25 protein-coding genes and 2 tRNA genes are annotated in these 24732 nt (G+C 71.4%); 14 read left to right on the top strand and 13 right to left on the bottom strand.

Features of this window, described 5'->3' with window-relative positions:
• Window positions 1–174: 174 nt before the first annotated feature.
• The 6 genes from rsmG to rpmH all read right to left on the bottom strand — a co-directional run bounded on the left by rsmG (window position 175) and on the right by rpmH (window position 3713).
• Window positions 175–948 carry a 16S rRNA (guanine(527)-N(7))-methyltransferase RsmG gene (gene rsmG / locus ABZ793_RS01655; RefSeq protein WP_357450243.1) on the bottom strand — a complete coding sequence of 258 codons (774 nt, stop codon included), beginning with the start codon at window positions 946–948 and terminating at the stop codon, window positions 175–177.
• Between the two features lie 91 nt (window positions 949–1039).
• A complete protein-coding gene (locus ABZ793_RS01650; protein ID WP_357450240.1) occupies window positions 1040–1630 on the bottom strand; it encodes a R3H domain-containing nucleic acid-binding protein in 591 nt (196 codons plus the stop codon).
• Between the two features lie 215 nt (window positions 1631–1845).
• Window positions 1846–2835: a membrane protein insertase YidC gene (gene yidC / locus ABZ793_RS01645; RefSeq protein WP_357450237.1), complete on the bottom strand. Its 990-nt coding sequence runs from the start codon at window positions 2833–2835 to the stop codon at window positions 1846–1848.
• Window positions 2836–2838: 3 nt separating this feature from the next.
• Window positions 2839–3078 carry a membrane protein insertion efficiency factor YidD gene (gene yidD / locus ABZ793_RS01640; RefSeq protein ID WP_350677800.1) on the bottom strand — a complete coding sequence of 80 codons (240 nt, stop codon included), beginning with the start codon at window positions 3076–3078 and terminating at the stop codon, window positions 2839–2841.
• A 44-nt stretch (window positions 3079–3122) separates the two neighbouring features.
• On the bottom strand, window positions 3123–3539 hold the full coding sequence (gene rnpA, locus ABZ793_RS01635) for a ribonuclease P protein component (RefSeq protein WP_357450234.1): 417 nt from the start codon (window positions 3537–3539) through the stop codon (window positions 3123–3125).
• A gap of 36 nt (window positions 3540–3575) precedes the next feature.
• Window positions 3576–3713 (bottom strand): 50S ribosomal protein L34, encoded by a 138-nt coding sequence (rpmH, locus tag ABZ793_RS01630; RefSeq protein WP_091100492.1) that lies wholly within the window; start codon window positions 3711–3713, stop codon window positions 3576–3578.
• 633 nt (window positions 3714–4346) lie between these two features.
• On the opposite strand from rpmH, the gene dnaA reads away from it, so the two are divergent.
• The 5 genes from dnaA to ABZ793_RS01605 all read left to right on the top strand — a co-directional run bounded on the left by dnaA (window position 4347) and on the right by ABZ793_RS01605 (window position 10829).
• Complete coding sequence (dnaA, locus tag ABZ793_RS01625; RefSeq protein WP_357450230.1) at window positions 4347–6212, top strand: chromosomal replication initiator protein DnaA; 1866 nt, start codon at window positions 4347–4349, stop codon at window positions 6210–6212.
• A 789-nt stretch (window positions 6213–7001) separates the two neighbouring features.
• Window positions 7002–8135, top strand: a complete 1134-nt coding sequence (dnaN, locus tag ABZ793_RS01620) for a DNA polymerase III subunit beta (protein WP_357450227.1) — start codon at window positions 7002–7004, stop codon at window positions 8133–8135.
• A gap of 40 nt (window positions 8136–8175) precedes the next feature.
• A complete protein-coding gene (gene gnd, locus ABZ793_RS01615) occupies window positions 8176–9048 on the top strand; it encodes a phosphogluconate dehydrogenase (NAD(+)-dependent, decarboxylating) (RefSeq protein ID WP_357450224.1) in 873 nt (290 codons plus the stop codon).
• Window positions 9049–9064: 16 nt separating this feature from the next.
• Window positions 9065–10198: a DNA replication/repair protein RecF gene (recF, locus tag ABZ793_RS01610; RefSeq protein ID WP_357450221.1), complete on the top strand. Its 1134-nt coding sequence runs from the start codon at window positions 9065–9067 to the stop codon at window positions 10196–10198.
• Window positions 10188–10829, top strand: a complete 642-nt coding sequence (locus ABZ793_RS01605) for a DciA family protein (RefSeq protein ID WP_357450218.1) — start codon at window positions 10188–10190, stop codon at window positions 10827–10829. Before recF ends, ABZ793_RS01605 begins: the two co-directional genes overlap by 11 nt.
• A 22-nt stretch (window positions 10830–10851) precedes the next feature.
• Here ABZ793_RS01605 and ABZ793_RS01600 read toward each other — a convergent pair whose 3' ends face one another.
• A complete protein-coding gene (locus tag ABZ793_RS01600; protein ID WP_357450215.1) occupies window positions 10852–11028 on the bottom strand; it encodes a hypothetical protein in 177 nt (58 codons plus the stop codon).
• Between the two features lie 130 nt (window positions 11029–11158).
• On the opposite strand from ABZ793_RS01600, the gene ABZ793_RS01595 reads away from it, so the two are divergent.
• Window positions 11159–11665, top strand: coding sequence for a MarR family transcriptional regulator (locus ABZ793_RS01595; RefSeq protein WP_357450212.1), 507 nt, complete (start codon window positions 11159–11161; stop codon window positions 11663–11665).
• On the opposite strand, the gene ABZ793_RS01590 is transcribed toward ABZ793_RS01595, so the two are convergent.
• On the bottom strand, window positions 11650–12204 hold the full coding sequence (locus tag ABZ793_RS01590) for a hypothetical protein (protein WP_350677718.1): 555 nt from the start codon (window positions 12202–12204) through the stop codon (window positions 11650–11652). The two genes, ABZ793_RS01595 and ABZ793_RS01590, sit on opposite strands and share 16 nt — an antisense overlap.
• Before the next feature lie 508 nt (window positions 12205–12712).
• Between ABZ793_RS01590 and gyrB the strand changes: the two genes are divergently transcribed.
• From gyrB to ABZ793_RS01560, 6 genes are all read left to right on the top strand, one after another.
• On the top strand, window positions 12713–14659 hold the full coding sequence (gyrB, locus tag ABZ793_RS01585; protein ID WP_357450208.1) for a DNA topoisomerase (ATP-hydrolyzing) subunit B: 1947 nt from the start codon (window positions 12713–12715) through the stop codon (window positions 14657–14659).
• Window positions 14660–14789: 130 nt separating this feature from the next.
• Complete coding sequence (gene gyrA / locus ABZ793_RS01580) at window positions 14790–17309, top strand: DNA gyrase subunit A (protein WP_357450205.1); 2520 nt, start codon at window positions 14790–14792, stop codon at window positions 17307–17309.
• Between the two features lie 4 nt (window positions 17310–17313).
• Window positions 17314–18228, top strand: coding sequence for a DUF3566 domain-containing protein (locus ABZ793_RS01575; protein WP_357450202.1), 915 nt, complete (start codon window positions 17314–17316; stop codon window positions 18226–18228).
• A 221-nt stretch (window positions 18229–18449) separates the two neighbouring features.
• Window positions 18450–18523, top strand: a tRNA-Ile gene (locus ABZ793_RS01570).
• Between the two features lie 45 nt (window positions 18524–18568).
• A complete protein-coding gene (locus tag ABZ793_RS01565; RefSeq protein WP_357450199.1) occupies window positions 18569–18697 on the top strand; it encodes a DLW-39 family protein in 129 nt (42 codons plus the stop codon).
• A 40-nt stretch (window positions 18698–18737) separates the two neighbouring features.
• Window positions 18738–18813: transfer RNA gene (locus ABZ793_RS01560), tRNA-Ala, on the top strand.
• A gap of 55 nt (window positions 18814–18868) precedes the next feature.
• On the opposite strand, the gene ABZ793_RS01555 is transcribed toward ABZ793_RS01560, so the two are convergent.
• The 4 genes from ABZ793_RS01555 to ABZ793_RS01540 form a co-directional block, all read right to left on the bottom strand.
• Window positions 18869–19027 carry a hypothetical protein gene (locus ABZ793_RS01555; RefSeq protein ID WP_357450624.1) on the bottom strand — a complete coding sequence of 53 codons (159 nt, stop codon included), beginning with the start codon at window positions 19025–19027 and terminating at the stop codon, window positions 18869–18871.
• Window positions 19028–19082: 55 nt separating this feature from the next.
• Entirely contained in the window at window positions 19083–19607 is a 525-nt protein-coding gene (locus tag ABZ793_RS01550) for a hypothetical protein (RefSeq protein ID WP_357450196.1), read from the bottom strand.
• A gap of 565 nt (window positions 19608–20172) precedes the next feature.
• Complete coding sequence (locus tag ABZ793_RS01545) at window positions 20173–21036, bottom strand: alpha/beta hydrolase (RefSeq protein WP_357450193.1); 864 nt, start codon at window positions 21034–21036, stop codon at window positions 20173–20175.
• A gap of 298 nt (window positions 21037–21334) precedes the next feature.
• Window positions 21335–21952: a hypothetical protein gene (locus tag ABZ793_RS01540; protein ID WP_357450190.1), complete on the bottom strand. Its 618-nt coding sequence runs from the start codon at window positions 21950–21952 to the stop codon at window positions 21335–21337.
• Between the two features lie 269 nt (window positions 21953–22221).
• Between ABZ793_RS01540 and ABZ793_RS01535 the strand changes: the two genes are divergently transcribed.
• Entirely contained in the window at window positions 22222–23205 is a 984-nt protein-coding gene (locus ABZ793_RS01535; protein WP_357450187.1) for an L-threonylcarbamoyladenylate synthase, read from the top strand.
• 132 nt (window positions 23206–23337) lie between these two features.
• Entirely contained in the window at window positions 23338–23757 is a 420-nt protein-coding gene (locus ABZ793_RS01530; protein ID WP_357450184.1) for a CBS domain-containing protein, read from the top strand.
• A 122-nt stretch (window positions 23758–23879) separates the two neighbouring features.
• Here the strand turns inward: ABZ793_RS01530 and ABZ793_RS01525 are convergent, their stop codons facing one another.
• The gene (locus tag ABZ793_RS01525; protein ID WP_357450181.1) at window positions 23880–24680 is read right to left on the bottom strand and encodes an MBL fold metallo-hydrolase; all 801 of its coding nucleotides are present in this window, start codon (window positions 24678–24680) and stop codon (window positions 23880–23882) included.
• Window positions 24681–24732: the final 52 nt, after the last annotated feature.

The raw sequence follows: 24732 nt of genomic DNA, 5'->3' as shown, positions 1-24732 counted from the left end.
ACGTCCGTTTGCCGCCCGCTCCACACTATCGACGCGCGGCCAGCCTACGGCTCACGGGCGCAGCCGGTCCACGTCGGGTTCTCATCCCTTCCGTCCACCCGTACCGGTTCAACGAAGCAACCGCCGCCCGGGACGCCGGCGGGCACCCGCTCGGGCGTCGCCTCCGACGTGGAGTCAGCGTCGACGGGACCGACCGCCGCGCGACCTCTTCGGCGCCTTGGGCCGGACCGGTCCCACCACCCGCTCCCGCACGATCTCCACCACGGTCGTCGGCGGGTCGATGATTCCTTCGCCGCAGCGGTGCATCTCGGGCTCCCCGCCGCCGAGCCGCGCCACCGTCTCCGCGTGCTCGGCGATCTCGTCGGCAGCCGACGCGCCCTTGAGGGCGATGAGCCGACCGCCGGGAACGGCCAGCGGCAGGCACCACGTCGACAGCCGGTCCAGCGGGGCGACGGCGCGCGCGGTGACCACGTCCCCGCTCAGCGGGCCCACCCCGGTCGACCCGGTCGCCGCCTCGTCGGCCCGGCCCCGGAACACCCGGACCGACTTCGCCAATCCGAGTTGCTGCACCGCCTCGATGAGGAAGGACGTGCGCCGGGCGAGGGGCTCGATCAGGGTCACCGTCAGGTCCGGCCGCGCGATCGCGAGCACCAGACCGGGCAGTCCCGCCCCGGAGCCGACGTCGAGCACCGTCGAGCCCTCCGGGATCCGCTCGGCCACCGCCGCGCAGTTGAGCAGGTGCCGGTCCCAGATCCGGGGGGCCTCCCGCGGCCCGATCAGGCCGCGGACCACGCCGTCGGTGACCAGCAGCTCGGCGTACGCGGCGGCCAGGTCGATCCGGTCGCCGAAGAGGGTGCGTGCCGCGCCGGCCAGCTCGGGCGGCAGCACCGCGTCGGCCGGCGACGGGGCACGGCCGCCGGCCGACGACGCGGCGGCGTCGGAAGGCACGGGCGAGTCGGGCCGGACAGGCGACGGCCCGGGCGGCGTGCCACCCGGGCCGGCCGCGGCACCGGCCGCGGTGTCGTCGTGGTCCACCCGGTCAGTCCGCCGGCCGGACGATGATGCGCCGGTTCGGCTCGACGCCCTCGGACTCGCTCTCCACGCCGCTCATCGCGTTGACCACGTCGTGCACGCACTTGCGCTCGAACGCGGACATCGGCTCCAGGCGCACGGGCTCGCCGTACTCCTTGACCTTCTCGACGGCGTTCTTGGCGACGGCGGCGAGCTCCTTGCGGCGGTTCGCCCGGTAGCCGCCGACGTCGAGCAGCAGCCGGCTCGGCGTGCCGGTCTGCCGGAAGACGGCGAGCCGGGCGAGCTCCTGGAGCGCCTCCAGGGTGGCACCGCGCTGGCCGACCAGGTTCTGCAGCCGGCCGCCGACCACCTCGACAACCGGACGGCCGCCGGAGACCAGCTCGTCGATGTCGCCGTCGTAGTCGAGGATGTCGAGCAGGCCCTCGACGTAGTCGGCCGCGATTTCGCTCTGCCGGAACAGTTCGCTCTCGCCGGCGGGCTTCTTCTCCTTGGTGGCCGACTCCTCGTCGGTCTCCTCGGTCTCGCCGTTCACCGCGGTCGGCTCGGTCCCCTCGGAGTCCAGGAACTGCTCAGCGCGGGGGGTGCTGGTGTCGGTCACGGTCTCATCTCCGTACTCGCTCGGCCGGACCGTCGGGTCCGCTGGTTTCCCGGGGCCGGCGGGAGGTCGCCGGTGCCCACGGGCACGTCTGTCGTACGGGCAGTCTCGCCCGTGACCGCGCCGCGCGCGGCGGGTTCCGCCCGGCGCCGGCCGTACGGCGGCTGCACGGTGCGGAACGGGCCGCCGCCGGTCTCCCGACGGCGGCCCGGAGGTCCTCAGCCCTGCCGCTTGGCGGGGCGGCCCTTCTTGGGGTTGGCCGGCTTGGCGCCCGGCTTGGGGCCGGCGACCTTCGGCGCGGCCGGCTTGGCCGGGGCCTGGGGGGCCGGCTTGGCGCGGCCCAGCAGGCCGGTCTTGGCCGGCTGCACCGGGTTGCGGGCCGAGGTGCCCGGCTTGCCGGTGGTGGCGGTCGGCGGCGGCGGGAACTTGCGCAGCACCCACTGCTGCTGCGCGAGCGTGGAGAGGTTGTTGGTGACCCAGTAGATGATCACACCGATGGGGAAGATGGCGCCGGAGACGAGCAGCGACAGCGGGATGCCGTAGAGCATCAGCTTCTGGATCATCCGCTGCTGCGGATCCTCGGCCCAGCCGGTCTTGAGGATCATCTGGCGGCTGGTGAGGTAGGTCGTGCCCATCATCAACAAGACCAGGATGCCGGCGATGATCTTGACGGTGGTGCCGTTGGCGTTCAGTGCCGCCAGCTCGTCGGCGGTCGAGCCGAACTTGCCGGCGATCGGCGCGGTGAAGAGCTTCGCGGCCGAGGCGCTCTCGAACTGGCCGACCGTCCAGCCGTAGAGGGTCTTGCCGCTCTCACTCTTCCCCGGATCGAGTCGGCGGAGCACGTGGAACAGGCCGAGGAAGACCGGGATCTGGAGGACCATCGGAAGGCAGCCCATGAGCGGGTTGGCCTTTTCCTTCCGGTAGAGCTCCATCATCTCCTTCTGGAGCGTCTCCCGGTCACCCTTGTGCTTCTCCTGCAGCGCCTTCACCTGCGGCTGGAGCGCCTGCATCGCCCGCTGCGACTTGATCTGCTTGACGAAGACGGGGAAGAGGATCACCCGGACGGTGACCACCAGGAAGACGATGGCGAGGATCCAGGCCCAGTTGGTGCCGAGCACCGCCGTGTCCGGCACCCCGATGGCGTCCCAGGCCCCATGCCAGGCCAGCAGGATCCACGAAATCGCGTAGTAGATCCAGTCGAGACTCAATTCTCAGGCTCCAGTCACATCGGCACGGCGGCGTCCGCCCGGCTCCGGCACCGGGTCGTGTCCACCTGGGTGGAAGGGGTGGCAGCGCAACAGCCGCCGGACCGTCAGGCCAGCTCCCCGGACAGCGCCGTGCCGGGCCACCGCCTCTAGGGCGTAGGCGCTGCACGACGGGTAGAACCGACAGCGGGCCGGCAGAGCCGGACTTATCCACCGACGGTACGCGATGATCGGCCCGCTCAGCACCCGGGCACCGATCGTCGCAGGCCGTGGCGCGGCCGGCCCGGCGGTCACCGCGACCGCCGTCCGCGGGGCACCCGCGCGGCGGCGATCGCCGCGTCCAGGTCGGCGCCCAGTCGCGGGTACGCCGCCTCGGCCGCGGCCGGCAGCGCGCGGACGACCAGGGTGCTCCCAGGGGGCAGCTCCGTCAGCCGCTCGCGGACCAGGTGCCGCAGGCGGCGGCGGACCCGGTTGCGGACGACCGCGTTGCCCACTGCCTTGGACACGACGAAGCCGGCGCGGGCCGGCGCGGAGGGTTGCTCCGCACCGCTGCTCCGCGCCGGCTCCGGCGAGGTTGCTGTCGCGGCGTCGGGGGTCGACGGCAGGCTCAGGTGGACGACGATCGCGCCACGGCCGGCGCGGCGGCCACCCCGGACCGCTGCGGCGAAGTCAGTGCTGCGCCGCAGTCGCTGTGCGGCCGCCAGCACGACTGCCCACGTCCCCCGGACCTGACCCGGTCGGCCTCAGGCCGACAGGCGGGCGCGGCCCTTGGAGCGACGGGTCGAGATGATGGCGCGGCCGGCACGGGTGCGCATGCGCAGCCGGAAGCCGTGGGTCTTCGCGCGCCGGCGGGTGTTCGGCTGGTAGGTGCGCTTGCTCACGTCAGGCTCTCCGTTTTCGTACGCCCCGGGCGAGGGGTCGCCGGGGTCGTGTGGTGGTCCAGGCCACCTCGGCGGTGGCCCCCGATCGGTGCTGCCCGGCGATGCGGGACCTCGGCGATGCGGGGAAGCGACCGCGGACAGCAAGCACCCATCACCCTAGCAGAGGGCGAGAGAGCAGCCGATCCAGCCTACGCAGGCGGGCAACCACCGTCAAACACCCCCACCAGGGCGGACACCGGTGCTCCGCCGACGACCGAAGCGGCGGTTTTCGCTGATGTTGCCAAGGGTCGCCGCGCGTCGGCGGTTGATGGCGCGCGGACAACGCTGTTACCGTGCCCGATTGCGGTCAGCGTCGAGGGGTCCGGTCGTCGCTGGCGGGCAAGACCGGACAAGGCAGTGAATCGTTCGGCACGGTGAACCCGCTTCAGCGCCCGTTCAGGCAGGGGGCAGGTCCGACCCGCATCCGGCGGGCGGCCACAATCGGTACGTACACAGGCTGTGGATAACTTGTGGACGAGGACCGGTCGGCCGTCCGGGTGGGTGTCGTTCCGCCCGTGAACGCGGCGGGCCCGGGGCGACCGACCGGAGAAGACGGCGGCGTCGGCGGAGCAGAGGCGAGGGGGTGGCACGACGGTGACCGGCACGACCGACCTTGCCGCGGTGTGGACGGCGACGACCGACGAACTCGCCGACGAGATCATCTCCGCGCAGCAGCGGGCGTACCTGCGGCTGACCCGGCTGCGGGCCATCGTCGAGGACACCGCGCTGCTCTCCGTCCCGGACGCCTTCACCCGGGACGTGATCGAGTCCCGGCTGCGCCCGGCGATCACCGAGGCGCTCACCCGCCGGCTGGGCCGGCCGATCCAGGTCGCGGTGACCGTACGCGTGGCCGACGACAGCTCCGGCCGCCCGGCGGGCACCGTCTACCGCAGCGCCCCGGAGCCGGGGCCGGTGGACCACGACGGCGGGCCGCGCGACTTCGGCGACGGGCCGGTGACGTTCGACGGCGCGGCGGTGGGCCTGCTGGACGGCGCGGCCCTCGACCGCGGGCAGCAGGCGCCGCTCATCCCCGAGCAGGCGCACCCGGAGCGGCGGCCGGACGGCCCGGTCCCGGCCGCGCTGCCGGTCGACGACGGGCTCCGGCCCGGCCCGGACGACCGGGACGGCCAGGAGGCCCTGTTCAGCACGGCGTTCGCCGAGCCGCCGCGGCCCGACCGGGCGGCCCCGTCCCGGCGCGCGCCCGACCGACGCGGCTTCGACGAGCAGGCCGCCCGGCTGGACCCGCCGACCGCGGACACCCGGGGGTTCGAGCCGCGTTACCGCGAGGACGCCGTCTCCCCCCGGGACCAGCACGTGATCCGGGCGCTGCCCCGGGACACCGGCACCGACAGCGGGCCGGGTCGGGGTGGCGTGGATCACCGGCCCGGCGGACGGGACGACCGGCGGCTGCCCGGCGGCGTCGAGAGCGGCGGCAACCGGCTCAACCCGAAGTACATGTTCGAGACGTTCGTCATCGGCTCGTCCAACCGCTTCGCCCACGCGGCGAGCGTCGCGGTGGCGGAGTCGCCGGCGAAGGCGTACAACCCGCTGTTCATCTACGGCAGCTCGGGGCTGGGCAAGACGCACCTGCTGCACGCCATCGGGCACTACGCCACGACGCTGGGCAACGCCCGCTCGGTCCGGTACGTCTCGACCGAGGAGTTCACCAACGACTTCATCAACTCGCTCCGGGACGACAAGACCAGCGCGTTCCAGCGGCGCTACCGCGACGTCGACATCCTGCTGATCGACGACATCCAGTTCCTGGAGACCCGCGAGCGCACCCAGGAGGAGTTCTTCCACACCTTCAACACGCTGCACAACGCCAACAAGCAGATCGTGATCACCTCCGACCGGTCGCCGAAGCAGCTCGCCACCCTGGAGGACCGGCTGCGTACCCGGTTCGAGTGGGGGCTGCTCGCCGACATCCAGCCGCCGGACCTGGAGACCCGGATCGCGATCCTGCAGAAGAAGGCGGCGCAGGAGCGCCTCTACGCCCCGCCGGACGTGCTGGAGTTCATCGCCTCGCGGGTGTCGAACTCGATCCGGGAACTGGAGGGCGCGCTGATCCGGGTGACGGCGTTCGCCAGCCTGACCCGGTCCACAGTCGAGCTGTCGCTCGCCGAGGAGGTGCTGCGGGACTTCATCCCCGACGGCGCCGGGCCGGAGATCACCGCCGACCAGATCATGGTCTCCACCTCCGAGTACTTCGGGGTCAGCCTGGAGGACCTGCGGGGGCACTCCCGCTCCCGGGTGCTGGTGAACGCCCGCCAGGTGGCCATGTACCTGTGCCGGGAACTGACCGACCTGTCGCTGCCCCGGATCGGGCAGGCGTTCGGCGGGCGGGACCACACCACCGTCATGCACGCGGACCGCAAGATCCGCCAGCAGATGGCCGAGCGCCGCTCGCTCTACAACCAGATCGCCGAGCTGACGAACCGGATCAAGCAGAACACCTGACGCGTACGCCCACCGTCGCGCGCGGTGGGCGAGGAGTGACGGAAGCGCCCGGCCGGACCATCGGCCGGGCGCTTCTTTCTTCTCCACAGCCGGCCCGGGCTTGACCCTCGACATGGTGGAGACCACACCGTCGAAGCCGTGTCCGTCCACCGCCCGGATCGTTGTCCACAGCTCGTTGTCCACAGCCCGTGGATAACTACCGTCCGCACAATCCTCGGTTACCCACAGGTTGTGGAGAAACCCTGGGGACGACGCTGTGGACGCCTGGGGACAACGTCGTCGTTGTCCACCGACGACGGTCCGCCTGTGGGCGAGCTGTTGAAGGTTCTGGGGATGACGCCCGTCGAGGCGGTTCCGCCTGTCCACAGGACTGGGGAGAAAGTCCGTGGATTACCGGTGGACAACCGGTGGACAACGGTGGAAAACCTGGGGGAAGTCGCCGCCTGTGGATCGCGACACGGGTTGTACCCCTGGTTCTCCACAGGCAAACCACCGGTGGATAACGTGTCTGACCTGCGCAGACGGCGGTTCTCCACAGTTTGCACAGGTGCGATGAAGATGACGAGTTATCTCTTCTAAGACAACAAAAACCAATCACCACCGTTGGACTTCCTGTGGATTGGCCGGACCCGCCGTGGGCGGGCCTCCGGCACCGGGGAGTCCACGGGGTCGGGCGCACAGCCGATGCCCGCGCGCCCTAAGGTGCGATGGGTACCCGCACGGACAGGCGGGTCGGTAGGCAGCGGTCGGCATGAGAGAGTTGTCGCTGACGTCGACGCGGAGGCATTGATGAAGTTCCGAGTAGAGCGCGACGCGCTCGCCGAGGCCGTGGCCTGGACCGCGAAGAGCCTGCCCAACCGGCCGTCCGTACCGGTGCTCGCGGGCGTGATGCTGCGCGTCACGGACGGGAACCTGCAGGTCTCCGGCTTCGACTACGAGGTCTCCAGCCAGGTGACCGTCGAGGTGCAGGGGGACGCCGACGGGGCCGCCCTGGTCTCCGGCCGGCTGCTTGCCGAGATCACCAAGGCGCTGCCCGCCAAGCCGGTGGACATCGCGGCCGTCGGGGCGCACCTCGAACTGGTCTGCGGCAGCGCCCGGTTCACCCTGCCCACCATGCCGGTCGAGGACTACCCGTCCCTGCCGGAGATGCCGGAGAGCGCCGGCACCGTCGACGCGGCCGCCTTCGCCGCCGCCGTCGCCCAGGTCGCCGTCGCCGCCGGCCGCGACGAGACGCTGCCGATGATGACCGGCGTACGCATCGAACTCTCCGGCGGCACGCTGGCCATGCTCGCCACCGACCGCTACCGGCTGGCCCTGCGCGAGATGGAGTGGAACCCGGACGACCCCGAGGTCAGCATCAACGCCCTCGTGCCGGCCCGGACGCTGCACGACACCGCCAAGGCCCTCGGCCCGCTCGGCGGCCAGGTCACCATGGCACTCTCCCAGGGCGCGGCCGGCGAGGGGATGATCGGCTTCGCCGGCGGCACCCGGCGCACCACCAGCCGGCTGCTCGACGGCGCGAACTACCCGCCGGTGCGCTCGCTCTTCCCGGCCACCCACAACGCCGAGGCCCGGGTGCCCGTCAGCACCCTGATCGAGGTCGTCAAGCGGGTCGCCCTGGTGGCCGAGCGGGCGACCCCGGTGCTGCTCAGCTTCAGCGCCGACGGCCTGGTGGTCGAGGCCGGCGGCACCGAGGAGGCGCGGGCCAGCGAGGCCATGGAGGCCACCTTCACCGGCGACCCGCTCACCATCGGCTTCAACCCGCAGTATCTGATCGACGGCCTCGCCAACCTGGGGGCCCAGTTCGCCGTGCTCTCGTTCGTCGACGCCTTCAAGCCCGCGGTGATTTCGCCCGCCGGCGAGGATGGCGAGGTCGTCCCGGGGTACCGCTACCTCATCATGCCGATCCGCGTCTCCCGCTGATCGCGCCCGAGAAGACCCCGACGCACGGAGGTAGGAACACATGCAGCTCGGCCTGGTAGGGCTCGGCCGGATGGGCGGCAACATGCGCGAGCGGTTGCGCGCCGCCGGGCACGAGGTGGTCGGCTTCGACCACAACGCGGAGCTGAGCGACGTCGCGACCCTGGCGGAGTTGGCGGAGAAGCTGGAGTCTCCGCGCGCGGTCTGGGTCATGGTCCCGGCCGGTGTCACCGACGCGACCATCGACGAGCTCGCCGGCGTCCTCGGCGAGGGCGACATCATCATCGACGGCGGCAACTCGCGGTTCAGCGACGACGCGCCGCGCGCCGAGCGGCTCAACGAGCAGGGCATCGGTTACCTCGACGTCGGCGTCTCCGGTGGCGTCTGGGGCCGGCAGAACGGCTACGCGCTGATGGTCGGCGGCGCCCGGGAGCACGTCGAGCGGCTCATGCCGATCTTCGAGTCGCTGAAGCCGGCGGGCGAGTTCGGCTTCGTGCACGCCGGGCCGGTCGGCGCCGGGCACTACGCCAAGATGGTGCACAACGGCATCGAGTACGGCCTGATGCACGCCTACGCCGAGGGCTACGAGCTGCTGGCGAAGTCCGAGCTGGTCACCAACGTGCCGGGGGTGTTCAAGTCCTGGCGCGAGGGCACCGTGGTGCGCTCCTGGCTGCTCGACCTGCTCGACCGGGCCCTCGACGAGGACCCGGAGCTGGCCGAGCTGAGCGGCTACACGGAGGACACCGGCGAGGGCCGGTGGACGGTCGACGAGGCGGTCCGGCTCGCCGTGCCGCTGAACGTGATCACCGCCTCGCTCTTCGCCCGGTTCGCCTCCCGGCAGGACGACTCGCCGGCCATGAAGGCCGTCGCCGCGCTGCGTCAGCAGTTCGGCGGGCACGCCGTCCGCAAGCGCTGACCGGTATCCACAGGCTGTGTACGTCCGCCGGCTCGAACTGGTCGACTTCCGCTCGTACGAGCGGGTCGGCGTGGACCTGGAGCCGGGGGCGAACGTCCTGATCGGCGCCAACGGCGTCGGCAAGACGAATCTCGTCGAGGCGCTGGGCTACGTGGCGACCCTGGATTCGCACCGGGTCGCCACGGACGCCCCCCTCGTCCGGATGGGCGCCACCTCGGCGGTGATCCGCTGCGCCGTGGTGCACGAGGGGCGCGAGCTGCTGGTCGAGCTGGAGATCGTGCCGGGCAAGGCCAACCGGGCGCGGCTGGGTCGCTCCCCGGCCCGCCGGGCGCGGGACGTGCTCGGCGCGCTGCGGCTCGTGCTGTTCGCCCCGGAGGACCTGGAGCTCGTCCGGGGCGACCCGGCGGAGCGTCGCCGCTACCTCGACGACCTGCTGGTCAGCCGCCAGCCCCGCTACGCGGGCGTGCGCGCCGACTACGAGCGGGTGGTCAAGCAGCGCAACGCCCTGCTGCGCACGGCGTACCTCGCCCGCAAGACGGGCGGGTCGCGGGGCGGGGACCTGTCGACCCTGGCGGTCTGGGACACCCACCTGGCCCGGCACGGCGCGGAGCTGCTCGCCGGCCGGCTGGAGCTGGTCGCCGCGCTCGCTCCGCACGTCGCCAAGGCGTACGACGCGGTGGCGGCGGGCCGGGGGGCGGCCGGGATCACGTACCGGCCCTCGGTGGAGCTGGCGGAGCCGACCACCGACCGGGAGGCGCTGGCGGCGGCGCTGACCGCCGCGCTCGCCGAGGCCCGCACCGCCGAGGTCGAGCGGGGCACCACGTTGGTCGGCCCGCACCGCGACGAGCTGGCGCTGAGCCTCGGTCCGTTGCCCGCAAAGGGGTACGCCAGCCACGGCGAGTCGTGGTCGTACGCGCTGGCGCTGCGGCTGGCCGGGTACGACCTGCTCCGCTCCGACGGCATCGAGCCGGTGCTGGTGCTCGACGACGTCTTCGCCGAGCTGGACGCCGGGCGGCGGGAGCGCCTGGCCGGGCTGGTCGGCGGGGCGAGCCAGCTGCTGGTGACCTGCGCGGTCGACGACGACGTGCCGGCGTCCCTGCGCGGCACCCGGTACGCCGTCGGCGAGGGGACGGTGCGCCGTGTCGGATGAGCAGCTGCCCCCCGCCCGCCTGGGCCCGGGGCGCGGCGGGCCGGCCGGCGGCGACTCCGGCAGGACGACAGGTGATCCCGGCGGCGCGGCGGGCGGCGGGGACGCCCCGGCCGGCGCCAGCGGGCCGGAGCTGGCCCGGGCGGTGCTCGACGCCGCCAGGGCCCGGCGGGAGGCGGCGGCGCGCACGCGCCGGCGTGCCCCCGGCGGTGGCGCGGGTGGCGACGACAGCGGCCCGCAGCGCCGCCTGCGCGGCTACTCGGGCCCGGGGCCGGACCCGCGGGACCCGCAGCCCCTCGGCGCGGTGCTCAACCGGCTGGTGAAGGCGCGCGGCTGGCAGCAGCCGGCGGCGGAGGCGACCGTGTTCGGCGCCTGGGAGCGGGTGGTGGGCCCGGAGGTGGCCCAGCACAGCCGGCCGGTCAAGCTGGAGGACGGCGAGCTGACCGTGGAGGCCCGGTCGACCGCCTGGGCCACCCAGCTACGGCTGCTGGCCGGCTCGCTGCTCCAGCAGATCGCCCGCGAGGTCGGCCACAACGTGGTGCGCAAGCTGCACATCCACGGCCCCGCCGCGCCCTCCTGGTCGAAGGGCCCCCGCCGGGTACGCGGACGCGGCCCCCGGGACACCTACGGCTGACGGTGACCGCTACGGCTGACGGTCAGTGACCGCCGCGCCGGGCCTCCTGCTCGGCGCGCTTGCGCTCCCGCTGCTCGCGGCTCCACTGCTTGCGGCGCTCCAGGTCCTGCTTCCAGGCCTCGCGGGCCTCGTTGGAGCCACCCTGCACGGCGCCCTGCACCTCCGGCGGGCCGGCCCAGCGTCGGAAGGCCCACGCCATCAGCCAGCCACCCTCGCCAGAGCCCTTTGGAGGCTTCTCCTCGCTCATCGACTGACCCTTCCGTTAGCGTGCAAATAATTAGTACACCAACCATTGGTACGATAGCAGCGACGACGAGGAGGTCCAGCCCGTGCCCGACGACTTCGACGGGAATCCCCTGGCGCTGGAGCAGCAGGTGTGCTTCGCGCTCTCCGTCGCCGCGCGCGGCGTGGTCGCGGTCTACCGGCCGCTGTTGGAGCCGATGGGGCTGACCCACCCGCAATACCTGGTGATGCTCGCCCTGTGGCAGTACGCGCCACTGTCCGTACGCGACCTCAGCCGCCTGTTGCAGCTCGACCCGGGCACGCTGTCGCCCCTGCTCAAGCGCCTGGAGGCGAACGGCTACGTCCGGCGGGAGCGCGACCCCGCCGACGAGCGCAGCCTCGCGGTGACGCTGACCCCGGCCGGTGAGGCCCTGCGGGAGCGCGCGGAGCAGATCCCGCCCGCGATCGTCGAGCGGCTGGGCCTGCCGATCGCGGACCTGCGTCACCTGCACACCGTGCTGACCCGGGTCATCACCGCCGCCAACCGCGCCGGCGCCGCGGCCCCGCCCGAGCCGCGTGGGTCGGGCGGGGCGCCGGGTCAGGCGTCGGCGTAGACGGCGAAGCCGCGGTCGGCGCAGCGCCGGTAGAAGGCGGCCAGCACACTCAGCTCCGCACAGGTGAAGTTCCACTGCGGCGGTGCGCCGCTCTCGTCGCGCAGCGCGTCCAGCCGGCTGTCGAGCCAGCGCAACTGCTGCTCGGCCAGCCGGCCGTCGGCGAGCAGCGACCGCAGCACCTGGCTCACCGAGTCGAAGGTCACCGCCTCGCCGTGCGGGCGGTGGCCCGCCACGAACCGCTCGATGCCGCCGGCGATCCAGGCGCAGCCGTCCGGGTCGATCACCGGGTCCTCGTCCTCGGCCGCGGCGTCGGTGGCGTAGAGCACACCTTCGAGCCCGAGCAACAGGTCCACCAGCTCGGTGTACGCGGTGGCCCGGACGGTGCCGGTCTTGGCGATCAGCTCGGCGAGCGCCGCGGTCGGCGCGGAGATGCGCGGCATGTCGACGATGTCGCCGAAGTCGACGAACTCCGCGGGCGCGACCGGGTCGTAGAAGCGGCCGGTCCGCGGCCACTGCACCGCGACGTTGTCCAGCCCCATCTGGCGTCACCTCTTAATGAGCGTGTGTCGGTTCGATCGGGTCGATCGTCCGGTTCCGGCCGGAAAAGATCAAGGCCGGGCCGTCGGCGCGGCGGGGCGGATCTCTCCTGGCCGCCGGCCGACACCGATCGTCGGCCGGTCGCGCCCCCGATCGGGCCCTGGCGTGTAGGGGGAGTCGCGGGCGGCGCGGTTCGGCCGGCTACGTCGGTCTGAGACGCCTCGCAGGGGTGCCGAGTGGTGGTTCTGTCGCTGCCGCACAGTAAGATTGACCCCGAGACGAAGACCCGGTGCGGAGCGACGAGACACGGGCCCGGTGCGGGGCCCGCGATCATTCTCCATGCCGGGTCGAGCCGATCGCGATCCGCGGGCAACCGCGGCGACCGGCGCGTTCGACCCGTACCCCGGAATTGTCCCCGGTGCCGGTCCGCGTGCCGACGTCGCGTCCTGTCCGCCGAACCCGCGCCCGACGCGCCACCAGGCGCGCACGGGCGCGAGAAAGTGGCCGAGGGTGGCAGCGCAGGACAAGCAGGAGTACGGCGCAGAGTCGATCACCGTTCTCGAGGGTCTGGAGGCGGTCCGCAAGCGGCCCGGTATGTACATCGGGTCGACCGGCGAGCGTGGTCTGCACCACCTGGTGTGGGAGGTCGTCGACAACGCGGTGGACGAGGCGCTGGCCGGGCACTGCGACACCATCGACGTGGTGCTGCTCGCCGACGGCGGGGTCCGGGTCACCGACAACGGCCGGGGCTTCCCGGTGGACCTGCACCCGAAGCTGAAGAAGCCGGGTGTCGAGGTGGCGCTGACGGTGCTGCACGCGGGCGGCAAGTTCGACGGCAAGGCGTACGCGGTCTCCGGCGGTCTGCACGGCGTGGGCGTCTCCGTGGTGAACGCCCTCTCCACGAAGATGGCGGTGGAGATCCACAAGTCCGGCTTCGTCTGGCGGCAGCAGTACCACAACTCCAAGCCGACCCCGCTGGAGAAGGGCGAGACGACGGACCGGACGGGCTCCGCGGTCGCCTTCTGGCCCGACGCGGACGTGTTCGAGACGGTCGACTTCGACTTCCAGACCATCTACCGGCGGCTTCAGGAGATGGCCTTCCTCACCCGCGGCCTCACCATCCACCTGCTCGACGAGCGGGTTCCGGAGGGCGAGGAAGGCAAGATCCGCGAGGTCACCTTCCGCTACGAGGGCGGCATCGCGGACTTCGTCCGGCACCTCAACGCCTCGAAGAACCCGATCCACCGGACGGTGGTCGAGTTCGGCGCCGAGGAGGAGGGCATGTCGGTCGAGATCGCCATGCAGTGGAACGAGTCGTACGGCGAGTCGGTCTACACCTTCGCCAACAACATCAACACGCACGAGGGCGGCACCCACGAGGAGGGCTTCCGGGCCGCGCTGACCAGCGTCGTCAACCGGTACGGCGCGGAGAAGAAGCTGCTCAAGGGCGATGAGAAGCTCTCCGGCGAGGACATCCGCGAGGGCCTGGCCGCGATCATCTCGGTCAAGCTCACCAACCCGCAGTTCGAGGGCCAGACCAAGACCAAGCTCGGCAACACCCCGGTGAAGAGCTTCGTGCAGCGGGTCTGCAACGAGTGGCTGGTGGACTGGTTCGACCGGAATCCGGCCGAGGCGAAGATCATCATCCAGAAGGCGTCCCAGGCCGCCCGGGCCCGGATCGCCGCCCAGCAGGCGCGCAAGCTGGCCCGGCGCAAGTCGCTGCTGGAGTCCGGCTCGATGCCCGGCAAGCTGGCCGACTGCCAGTCCACCGATCCGCGCGAGTCCGAGGTCTTCATCGTCGAGGGCGACTCGGCCGGCGGCTCGGCCAAGCAGGGCCGCGACCCGCGCACCCAGGCGATCCTGCCGATCCGCGGCAAGATCCTCAACGTGGAGAAGGCCCGGATCGACCGGGTGCTGAAGAACAACGAGGTCCAGGCGCTGATCACCGCGCTGGGCACCGGCATCCACGACGACTTCGACATCGAGAAGCTGCGCTACCACAAGATCGTGCTGATGGCCGACGCGGACGTCGACGGCCAGCACATCCAGACGCTGCTGCTCACCCTGCTCTTCCGCTTCATGCGCCCGCTGGTCGAGCTGGGGCACGTCTACCTGGCAGCTCCGCCGCTCTACAAGATCAAGTGGAACAAGCGGGGCGACGACGCGCAATACGCGTACTCGGACCGGGAGCGGGACGGGCTGATCGCGCTGCGCCAGCAGAAGAAGCCGAACGCGAAGCCGGACGACATCCAGCGGTTCAAGGGTCTCGGCGAGATGAACTACCCGGAGCTGTGGGAGACCACGATGAACCCGGCGACGCGTACGCTGCGTCAGGTCACGCTCGACGACGCGGCAACCGCCGACGAGTTGTTCAGCGTGCTGATGGGTGAGGACGTCGAGGCGCGCCGCTCGTTCATCCAGCGCAACGCCAAGGACGTCCGGTTCCTGGACATCTGACGGGGCTCGACGGGCCGACCGGTCATCCACCGGTCGGCCCGGCAATCCACAGAGTTATCCACAGCATGGCCGGTTTCCACAGCCGTTATCCACAGCACGAAAACGACTCTGAGTCTGATAAGGGTTAACAGTGACCGATATCCCCGAGTCCACACCGAACGAGTCCGAGGTTCCCGAGACGGTCGGCGCCGTCGTCGCGCACGACCGCATCGAACCGGTCGGGCTCGAGGTGGAGATGCAGCGCTCCTACCTCGACTACGCGATGAGCGTCATCGTCGGGCGGGCGTTGCCGGACGTCCGGGACGGGCTCAAGCCGGTCCACCGCAAGATCCTCTACGCCATGTTCGACTCCGGCTACCGCCCGGACCGCGGCTACGTGAAGTGCTCCCGCGTCGTCGGCGACGTGATGGGTCAGTTCCACCCGCACGGCGACTCGGCGATCTACGACGCGCTGGTCCGCATGGCGCAGCCCTGGTCCCTGCGCTACCCGCTGGTCGACGGCAACGGCAACTTCGGCTCGCCCGGCAACGACCCGGCCGCCGCCATGCGGTACACGGAGTGCAAGCTCGACCCGCTGGCGATGGAGATGCTGCGGGACATCGACGAGGACACCGTCGACCTGCAGGACAACTACGACGGCCGGGCCAAGGAGCCCACCATCCTGCCGTCGCGGATCCCCAACCTGCTGGTCAACGGCTCCGAGGGCATCGCGGTCGGCATGGCCACCAAGATCCCGCCACACAACCTGCGCGAGATCGGCGCGGCGGTGCAGTGGTGCCTGGAGCACCCGGACGAGGACGAGGCCACCACCCTCGACGCGCTGATCGAGATCGTCAAGGGCCCCGACTTCCCCACCCACGGCCTCATCGTCGGCACCCAGGCGATCCAGGACGCGTACCGCACCGGGCGCGGGTCGATCCGGATGCGCGCCGTGGTGGAGGTCGAGGAGGACAAGCGTGGCCGCCCCTGCCTGGTGGTCAGCGAGCTGCCCTACCAGGTCAACCCCGACAACCTGGCCGAGCGGATCGCCGAGCTGATCAAGGAGGGCAAGCTCGCCGGCATCGCCGACATCCGCGACGAGTCCTCCGGGCGTACCGGCATGCGGATCGTGCTCGTGCTCAAGCGCGACGCCGTCGCCAAGGTGGTGCTGAACAACCTCTACAAGCACACCCAGCTCCAGGAGACCTTCGGCGCCAACATGCTGGCGCTGGTCGACGGGGTGCCGCGCACGCTCAACCTGGCCCAGTTCATCCGCTACTACGTCGACCACCAGATCGACGTGATCCGCCGGCGGACGGCGTTCCGGCTGCGTAAGGCCGAGGAGCGGGCGCACATCCTGCGCGGTCTGGCCAAGGCGCTGGACGCCCTCGACGAGGTGATCGCCCTGATCCGGCGCTCGCCCACCGTCGAGGACGCCCGGCAGGGCCTGATCCGGCTGCTGGAGATCGACGAGATCCAGGCGACCGCCATCCTGGACATGCAGCTGCGCCGGCTCGCCGCGCTGGAGCGGCAGCGGATCCTCGACGACCTGGCCAAGCTGGAGCTGGAGATCGCCGACCTCAAGGACATCCTCGCCAAGCCCGAGCGGCAGCGGAAGATCGTCTCCGAGGAGCTCGGCGAGATCGTCGCGAAGTGGGGCGACGACCGGCGGACGAAGATCATTCCGTTCGAGGGCGAGGTCTCCATGGAGGACCTCATCGCCCGCGAGGACGTGGTCGTCACGATCACCCGTACCGGCTACGCCAAGCGGACCAAGGTCGACCTCTACCGCTCCCAGCGGCGCGGCGGCAAGGGCGTCAGCGGGGCGACGCTGCGGCAGGACGACATCGTCAGCCACTTCTTCGTCTGCTCGACCCACGACTGGATCCTGTTCTTCACCAACAAGGGTCGGGTCTACCGGGCCAAGGCGTACGAGCTGCCCGAGGCCAGTAGGGTGGCCAAGGGCCAGCACGTGGCGAACCTGCTCGCGTTCCAGGCCGACGAGCAGATCGCGCAGATCATCGAGATCCCGAACTACCAGGTGGCTCCCTACCTGGTGCTCGCCACGAAGAACGGTCTGGTGAAGAAGACGAGGCTCGAGGAGTTCGACTCCCCCCGGTCCGGCGGCATCATCGCGATCAACCTGCGCGACGAGGACGAGCTGGTCGGGGCGGCGTTGGTCGCCCCGGAGGAGGACCTGCTGCTGGTTTCCAAGAACGCGCAGGCGATCCGGTTCAACGCGAGCGACGAGGCGCTGCGCCCCATGGGCCGGGCCACCTCGGGCGTGATCGGCATGCGCTTCAGCGAGGACGACGTCCTGCTGGCCATGGAGGTCGTCCGCGAGGGGCTGGACGTCCTGGTGGCCACGAACGGGGGTTACGCGAAACGTACCCCGATCGAGGAATACCCGGTCCAGGGCCGGGGAGGTAAGGGCGTGCTGACTGCGAAGATCACCGAGCGACGTGGTGGTCTGGTCGGCGCGGTGGTGATCGACCCGGACGACGAGCTGTTCGCGATCACCAGTAACGGTGGTGTCATTCGGACTCCGGTGAAGCCTGTACGCCGTACGCGTGATCGGAACACAATGGGGGTCAAGCTGATGGACCTTCCGGACGGCGTGACTATCGTGGCGATTGCTCGCAATGCCGACGAGCCTGACGAACAGGACTAGTTGAATGACGGAGACACAGGCGAAGTCGGGGAACACGGGGACCTCGGCCAACCCGGTCGACGAGGAGGCCGCCAAGAGCGGCACACCAGCGACCGGCCGCGCGGCCGTGGGCCGGGCGACGGTCCCCGCCGACGCGCCTGCCCCGAAATTCACCCGGGCTCCCGGCATGACACCGCCGCCGGACAAGCCCTCCGAGGACGCGGACGCGGCGGACAGGACCGAGACAGCGGGGGTCGACAAGCCGGCCCCCGCCGCCACGGCGACCGCCGCCAAGCCGACGACGACCCAGCCGCTCACGGTCGGTGCCGGCCAGCCGACCGGCACCACCGGCACACAGCCGCGGGTCACAGGCACCGCCACCGGCACCCAGCCCCGCGTCACCGGCACGGCCAAGCCGCAGCCGGACGGTGGCCGTCCGACCGGCGCCGGCCGGCCGGCCAACGGCGGCGGCCTGCCGCCGGGCATCAGCGGCGCGGCCGCCGTCGGGGCCGCGCGCGTGGGCGAGGCGGTACGCGCAGCGCGTACGTCGGTCAGCTCGGCCGCGTCGCGCGGACCGCGCCGGGCCCGGCTGAACCTCAAGCGGATCGACCCCTGGTCCGTGATGAAGTTCGCCTTCGCCGTCTCGGTGGTGCTCTTCATCGTCGTGGTGGTGGCCACCTCGGTGCTCTACCTGGCCCTCGACGCGATGGGCGTGTTCGCCAGCGTCAACGACAGCCTGACCGACCTGGTCAGCGCGGGCGGCGGCCAGAGCACCAGCGGCTTCCAGATCACCGCCAAGGGCGTGATTCTCAGCTCGGCGCTGATCGGCCTGGTCAACGTCGTGCTGTTCACGGCGCTCGCCACGCTCGGGGCGTTCGTCTACAACGTCTGCGCCGACCTGGTCGGGGGCATCGAGCTGACCCTCGCCGAGCGCGACTGATCCACCTCGGGTAGCCGGGGCACCGCCGATGCGCGGAGCCCCGGCTTCCGTGCTTCTGGGAGCAGGTGCCGGGGCGCCGTGTCGCGTGGCCGGCGAAATCGCCTGGGCCGGGCGCGGCGCCTCCGGTAGGTTCAGGGGGCGACGGCGACAACCGATGTCCGGGTGGCCCCCGATTTGGGGCCGGGCGGGCGGATGGGTTAATGTTGCGCTCGTCGCTACGCGGGGCTATAGCTCAGTCGGTTAGAGCGCAGAGCTGATAACTCTGAGGTCGCTGGTTCGATTCCAGCTAGCCCCACCGCACATTCGTCCGACGGCAGTCGAGCGCGAGGGGTAGGCCCCAATGTTCAAGAAGCTTCTGATCCTGGCTGGCGTCGTCGGGGTGGTGGCCGTTGTCGCCACGAAGATCAAGGCTTCCAGCGACGAGCGCGCCCTCTGGCACGAGGCGACCACCGCGCCCGACCTGCGCTGATCGCATCGGCCACTGCCAGCACCGGCGGCACGTCCGCCCCGGGGCCCTAGCTCAACTGGCAGAGCACTGCCTTTGCAAGGCAGGGGTTAGGGGTTCGAGTCCCCTGGGCTCCACCAGCACTTTCCTTGGTTGATCTCGGCCCCGAGTACAGCCATTCGTACAGCCAAGCGGTCACGCCGTCCCCTCCTCGCCAAGGATCCGGTCGATGGCCGAGGCAGCCTGGCGAGCCCGAGCCGGCAGAACGTGCCCGTAGGTGTCGGCCGTCATCCGGATCGTGGAGTGCCCGAGCAGTTCCATCACCGTCCGCAGCTCCTCGCCCTGGTCGAGCAGGAACGTGGCGAAGGCGTGCCGCAGATCGATGCCGACCGGGTCAGGTGCGGCCTCTTCAGCCGTCGCACACCGTGTTGGCGTAGCGGGCGAAGTCCTCGGGCGTATGGAACGTGGCGACGTAGCCGCCGTGCTCCCTGCCCTCCCACCGCTTGGTGAGGATCACGGCGGAGCCGGTCCGGCCGCGCAGCTCGCTGATCCTGAACGGGAAGTCCTCCACTGCGCCGCCGTCCCTGTTCCACGCGCGCAGGTCGTAAATCTGGCCGTCGTTTAACGTGGGCGGTGCCAGCTTCGTCTGCCAGCCGGCCGCCGGGTCGAGCAGCACGACTTCCTCTGCGGTGCGGGCGCTGCGGCCGGAATCCCGCTCGAGCTGGATTACCTTGTCGGTGACCCCGCCGTCGTCCTCGCTGAGGTAGAGGGTGATCCCGTCGGTCCCCTTGCCCCGGCACCAGTCGAATACCCCGACCAGCCGGCCGTCGGCGTCCAGCCGTACCCCGACCGCGCCCTCGGTGGCCGGGCTGCAGCCGGTCAGCCCGGCCAGCACCAACGCGCAGATCATTCCCAGCATCCCCGTCCGTCGCATCCCTTCAGCGTGAGCATCGACGGTCACCAGGTGATCACGACGAGAGGACGGCTTGACGGCATCGTGGATCGGCTTCTACTGGGAGGGAGCGACAGTCGCGTGCCCCTTGCGCGCCCGTTCGGATGGGTGCCGACGGTCAACGGCGGTCAGCTCCTGGACGTGGCAGCCAGCGCGGCGAAGCAGGCCAAGCCAGGTCACTGCCGAGCGGCTTCCGCCTGTGTCCACACTTCCTAAACCGTGTGGCTGTACAGCCATCCGTACAGCCAAGCCGGCAGACCGAGCCGGTCATGAGTGGACGCGGGCCGACGGAACGAGCAGGCCAGCGGCAGTAGCCGACGTCGGCCGACAGCCGTCTTGATCTTTGCAAGGCAGGGGTTAGGGGTTCGAGTCCCCTGGGCTCCACCAGCACTTTCCTCGGTTTACCTCGGCTCCGAGTACAGCCAAGCGGTCACGCCGTCCCCTCCTCGCCAAGGATCCGGTCGACGACTGCCCGACGAGGAGATCCGCAGGTTGTCAGCACCTACCGCCACATTCTGTGCGACGCGAGGTGCTTGAGGGTCGCCGGTCAGTTGACTAGCCGGCCAACCAGAGCGGCGAGCTTGTCGGGGTACTCGTCGGTGACCAGGTGGCCGGCGTCGGGGATGATGTCAGCGTCGACATGGCTCCGCTGTTGTGCCGCTGAGCGCAGCCGGTCCGGGGGCAAGAACACGTCCTGGTCTCCGCTTGCGATCACGACCGGCACCCTGCGAGCTGCCGCCGGTGCGAGGTCATCGGAACTCACCGGACGGGCGTGTCGGGCGACCAGCGTCATCCACTCCACTAGCTCGGCGCGGGGCGCTCGGCCGGGGGCAGACAGAATGCGCAGCAACCGAAGGCTCGAAGCAGCCCGTGGCCGCACCAGCCAGCTCAGGAACGCCAGCAAGACACGAGGAGTGACCCTGAGCCGACAAAGCCCTCCTGGAGCCACGGCGACCTTGCCCCGAATCCGCGAATGATTTGCGGCGAGCGCGACAGCGCCACCGAACGAATGCCCGAACACCACGACCGGCCCGGCGGTGGCTTCCTGGACGACCTCTCCCAGCCATGAGCCGTACCAGGTGAGCCCGCCGCCGGCGACACCCGCCTCACCAGAACTCAGCCCAGGCTGACCCGGAATGTCGGCAGCGACCACCCGGTACCGCTGAGCCAAAGCCGTGAGCAGCGGCAGATAGGCGGCCGTGCTGAAGCGGTCACCAGCGACGAAGACAACCGTGACCGGGCCTGCGCCAGCGGTGACGACGTGCGTGTCTTCGCCCTGGGCGCAGATCACGTGTCGATCGTGCTGGATCGGCCAAGCACTCAGCTGCTGCTCGCACCACTGGCGGACGCTGTCCCTGCCCGCAGGAGTCCGGTAGATCGACGTCACTGCTGCATCCTGCATCACGATCATCGGAAGCACCACGCCACCTCGTACATCGCGAGGGTCGTCGGCACCCGTCGTACAGCCATTCGTACAGCGAAGCCGAGCGGCATGTCGGATCGACGCTCGGTACGGCCACCGAGTAGCTCGCGTTCTGACCGGCTGATCGACGGGCGTGTACGCCTGACCGAGGCGATTGCCTTCACGCAGCACCGCAGGGGCAGCGCCGGGTCGGGTCGGCGGATGCGACGGCACATGGCCCACGACATCGCGTCGTGGGCCATGCCCCTGGTTCCGTCCCGCGGGTCAGGTCTGTCTCAAGCTCGACTCATGCCTCGTTGCGGCGACGCCCCCGCATGAGAAGCAGGAGTACGAGGCCGGCCGCGACGAGGCTGCCACCCATCGCGGCGAGCCTGCCGAGCGCCGGGCCGGAAATCCCCGCGTCGGTCACGGGCAGGCTCGGGCGGGCTGTCCCGCCGGTCGCCGGGCAGGTCTGCGCCAGGTCGAAGGTGCCGTCGGTGCCCGTGATCACCGCCGTCGCGTTGGTGAGGGCGAACGGGTTCACCAGCTCCCCGGTCGAGGACAGGCCGGCGGGCGTCCTGATCCACGCCTTGTCGCCGACGATCGCCCGGTCCTCGGCGGGTGTGGTCGTGATGGTCTCCGTGACGGGGCCACCCTCCGTCGCGAACTCGATGGTCAGCGAGGTGAAGGTGCCCTGCTGCTTGGGAGACGGCAGTGCGAAGACCCAGACGTCCTCACCCTGGAAGGGGCCGCCGCCGAGGTTCGGATCGCATTTCTGGGTGCCGAACGCGGCCGCTGTCGTGCCGACGTCCGCTGGATCGATGTTGATGGTGGTGTCGGCCCAGGCCGGTGCGGCCGACCCGAGGCCGATCGCGGCTGCCAGGATGGTGGCTGCCCCGAGACGGGCCAATGTCCGTATTGACAACAAAATCACCCCAAGTGTGGAATCTCCGTGAACACCTGTTGAAGTGGGGCGCGACCCGTCGTCAGGTAACCACGGACGACCCGGGCGTGCCGGCTGATTCGAACTCTTCCCCCACGGGCCGGACGGCCGTGATAGGCAGACGCGCGAACTGCGACGCGCGGTGGCGGCCTACGGGCAGGGATCCCACCGGACATGTGCCGCCGCGGGACCGTACAGCCACATCGGCGGCCGCCTGCGGTCCGCCTGCCCCGGCACGTTAGCGTCGGAGCGTGACCGGATCCCCGCGCGTGCTCCCGGCCGGCAGCGGCATCGCCGAGGCCGCCTCCGTCCTGCGTACCGGCGGGTTGGTGGCCTTTCCCACCGAGACCGTCTACGGGCTCGGCGCGAACGCGCTGGACCCCCGTGCGGCCGCCCGGATCTTCGAGGCCAAGGCGCGGCCCAGCTTCGACCCGCTGATCACGCACCTCGCCGACGCGGCCGAGCTGGAGAAGCTGGTCGGGGCGGTGCCGCCGGCCGTGGCGACGCTGGCCGAGCGCTTCTGGCCGGGGCCGCTCACGCTGATCGTGGACCGGCCGGCGGCCATCCCGCCGATCGTCACCTCCGGGCTGGCGACGATGGCGGTCCGGGTGCCGGACAACACGTACGCGCGGGCGCTGATCGCCGAGGCCGGGGTGCCGGTGGCGGCGCCGAGCGCGAACCGGTTCGGTCAGCTCAGCCCGACCCGGGCGGAGCACGTGGTACGGGGCCTGGGCGCGGCCGTGGACGTGGTCCTCGACGGCGGGCCGACGCGGTGCGGGATCGAGTCGACCATCGTGGACGCCCGGGGCGAGCGGCCGGTGGTGCTGCGGCTCGGCGCGCTGCCGCTGGAGGCGCTGGAGGAGGCCGTCGGCCCGGTGACCGTACGCCCCGGCAGCTCGGGGCAGCCGGTCGCGCCCGGCACGCTGGCGGCGCACTACGCCCCGCGTACGCCATTGCGGTTGGCGTCTGGCGGGGAGCCGCCGGCGGCCGACGGGGTCCGGCGCGGCTTCCTGGCCTTCCGTGAGCCGCCGGCGGGCGACTGGGCGGCGGTCGAGGTGCTCTCCGCCGCCGGTGACCTGACCGAGGCCGCCGCGCGGCTGTTCGACGCGCTGCACGAACTGGACGCCACCGGGGTCGGCGAGATCGTGGTCGAGCCGGTTCCGGAGGTCGGCGTCGGCCGCGCGATCAACGACCGGTTGCGCCGCGCCGCCGCCACCTGGCAGCCGGCGGACTGACGCCCGACCGGGGGCGGCGGGGCTCGACGCCTCGCGGGCGGGTGGTCCGCGCGAACCCGGCCCGGTGCATGGGCCGGGGCGGCGGGGGTAGGAGAAACGGCAACAACCCCCCGGAAGTGAGGTGTCATGCCAATGCCGACCGCACGCGAGATCATGACGGACGACGTGACCTGCATCCGTGAGCAGGACGACCTCAGGACGGCTGCCAAGCAGATGGCCCAGCTGGGCGTGGGCTCGCTGCCGATCTGCGGGGACGACAACCGGCTCAAGGGGATGCTGACCGACCGCGACATCGTGGTTAAGGTGCTCGCCGAGGGCCGCGATCCGGGCAGCGTCACCGCCGGTGAGCTGGCCCAGGGCGAGGCCGTGACCATCGGTGCCGACGACGACGCGACCGAGATCCTGCGGACCATGAGCCAGCACAAGGTGCGCCGGCTGCCGGTGATCGACGGGCACGAACTCGTCGGCATCGTGGCCGTCGCCGACGTGGCCCGCTCCCTGCCCGAGCGTCCCGTGGGTGACCTCATCGAGGCCATCTCCGAGCGCGGTTGACCGCACGGCACGACCGGTCGCCGCCCTCCGGCCCCGGCCGGGAGGCGGCGACCGGCGTACGCGGAGAGCGCCGGGGCTTCCCTCGGCGGCGGTCGCCCCGCGCCCTCGGCCCGGCAGCCGGGTCAGGTTGGCGGGGTGAGCGGGACGGTCTCGCCGCGGGCGATGGTGCGGACGCAGCCGGCCAGGCCCCGCCGGCGGGCCTCCGCCACGAAGTGGCCCAGGGGTGAGCGGAACACCCGGTAGTCGTCGTAGTGGATCGGCACGGTGAGCTTCGGCCGGACCAGCTCGACGAGGTCCGCGCCCTGCCGGGCGTCCATGGTGAGCAGGACGCCGGCGATCCGCGTGCCGCCGAGGTGGATCAGCATGGCGTCGATGTCCGGATACCGCTCCGGGATCTCGGCCAGCATCGGTCGGTTGAGGGTGTCGCCCGTGACGTAGAGGCGGAACTCGCGGTTGCCGTCCCGCTCCAGGTCGATCAGCGTGCCCATCACGTCGGGCAGCAGCAGGTCCAGCGCGCCCGGCCCGTGCTGTCCCGGCATCGAGGTCAGCCGCAGCGTCTCGCCACCCCGGCGCAGCTCCCACGAGCGCCAGGTGGGCATGCCCTCGGCGGCCCGGAATCCCCAGCGGCGCAGCTTCCGCTCGGCCTCGGGGGTGGTGACGATCGGCAGTTCCCGGTCGAGGTGCCGACGGGCCACCCGGTCGAAGTGGTCGCCGTGCAGGTGGGACAGGACCACCGCGTCCAGCGACGGCAGTTGGGCGATCCGCAGCGCCGGGTCGGTGCGCCGGCGCGACCAGAGCCCCTTGCCCAGGTACGCGCGTTGCCCCCGGTGCAGGAAGTTCGGGTCGGTCAGCAGGGTGAACCCGCCGATGCGCAGCACCGTGGTGGCGGTGCCGATGAACGTGACCTCCGGCTGCGTCGTCAACCTGCCCACCCCCACTGATCGCCGTACCCGTCATCGGGGCGGACATGCGAAT

Origin of the sequence: Micromonospora sp. NPDC047465 (genome assembly GCF_040643125.1) — a bacterium.
In the GTDB taxonomy this organism is placed as follows: Bacteria; Actinomycetota; Actinomycetes; order Mycobacteriales; family Micromonosporaceae; genus Micromonospora.
This window is presented reverse-complemented; position numbering and strand designations above follow the sequence as displayed.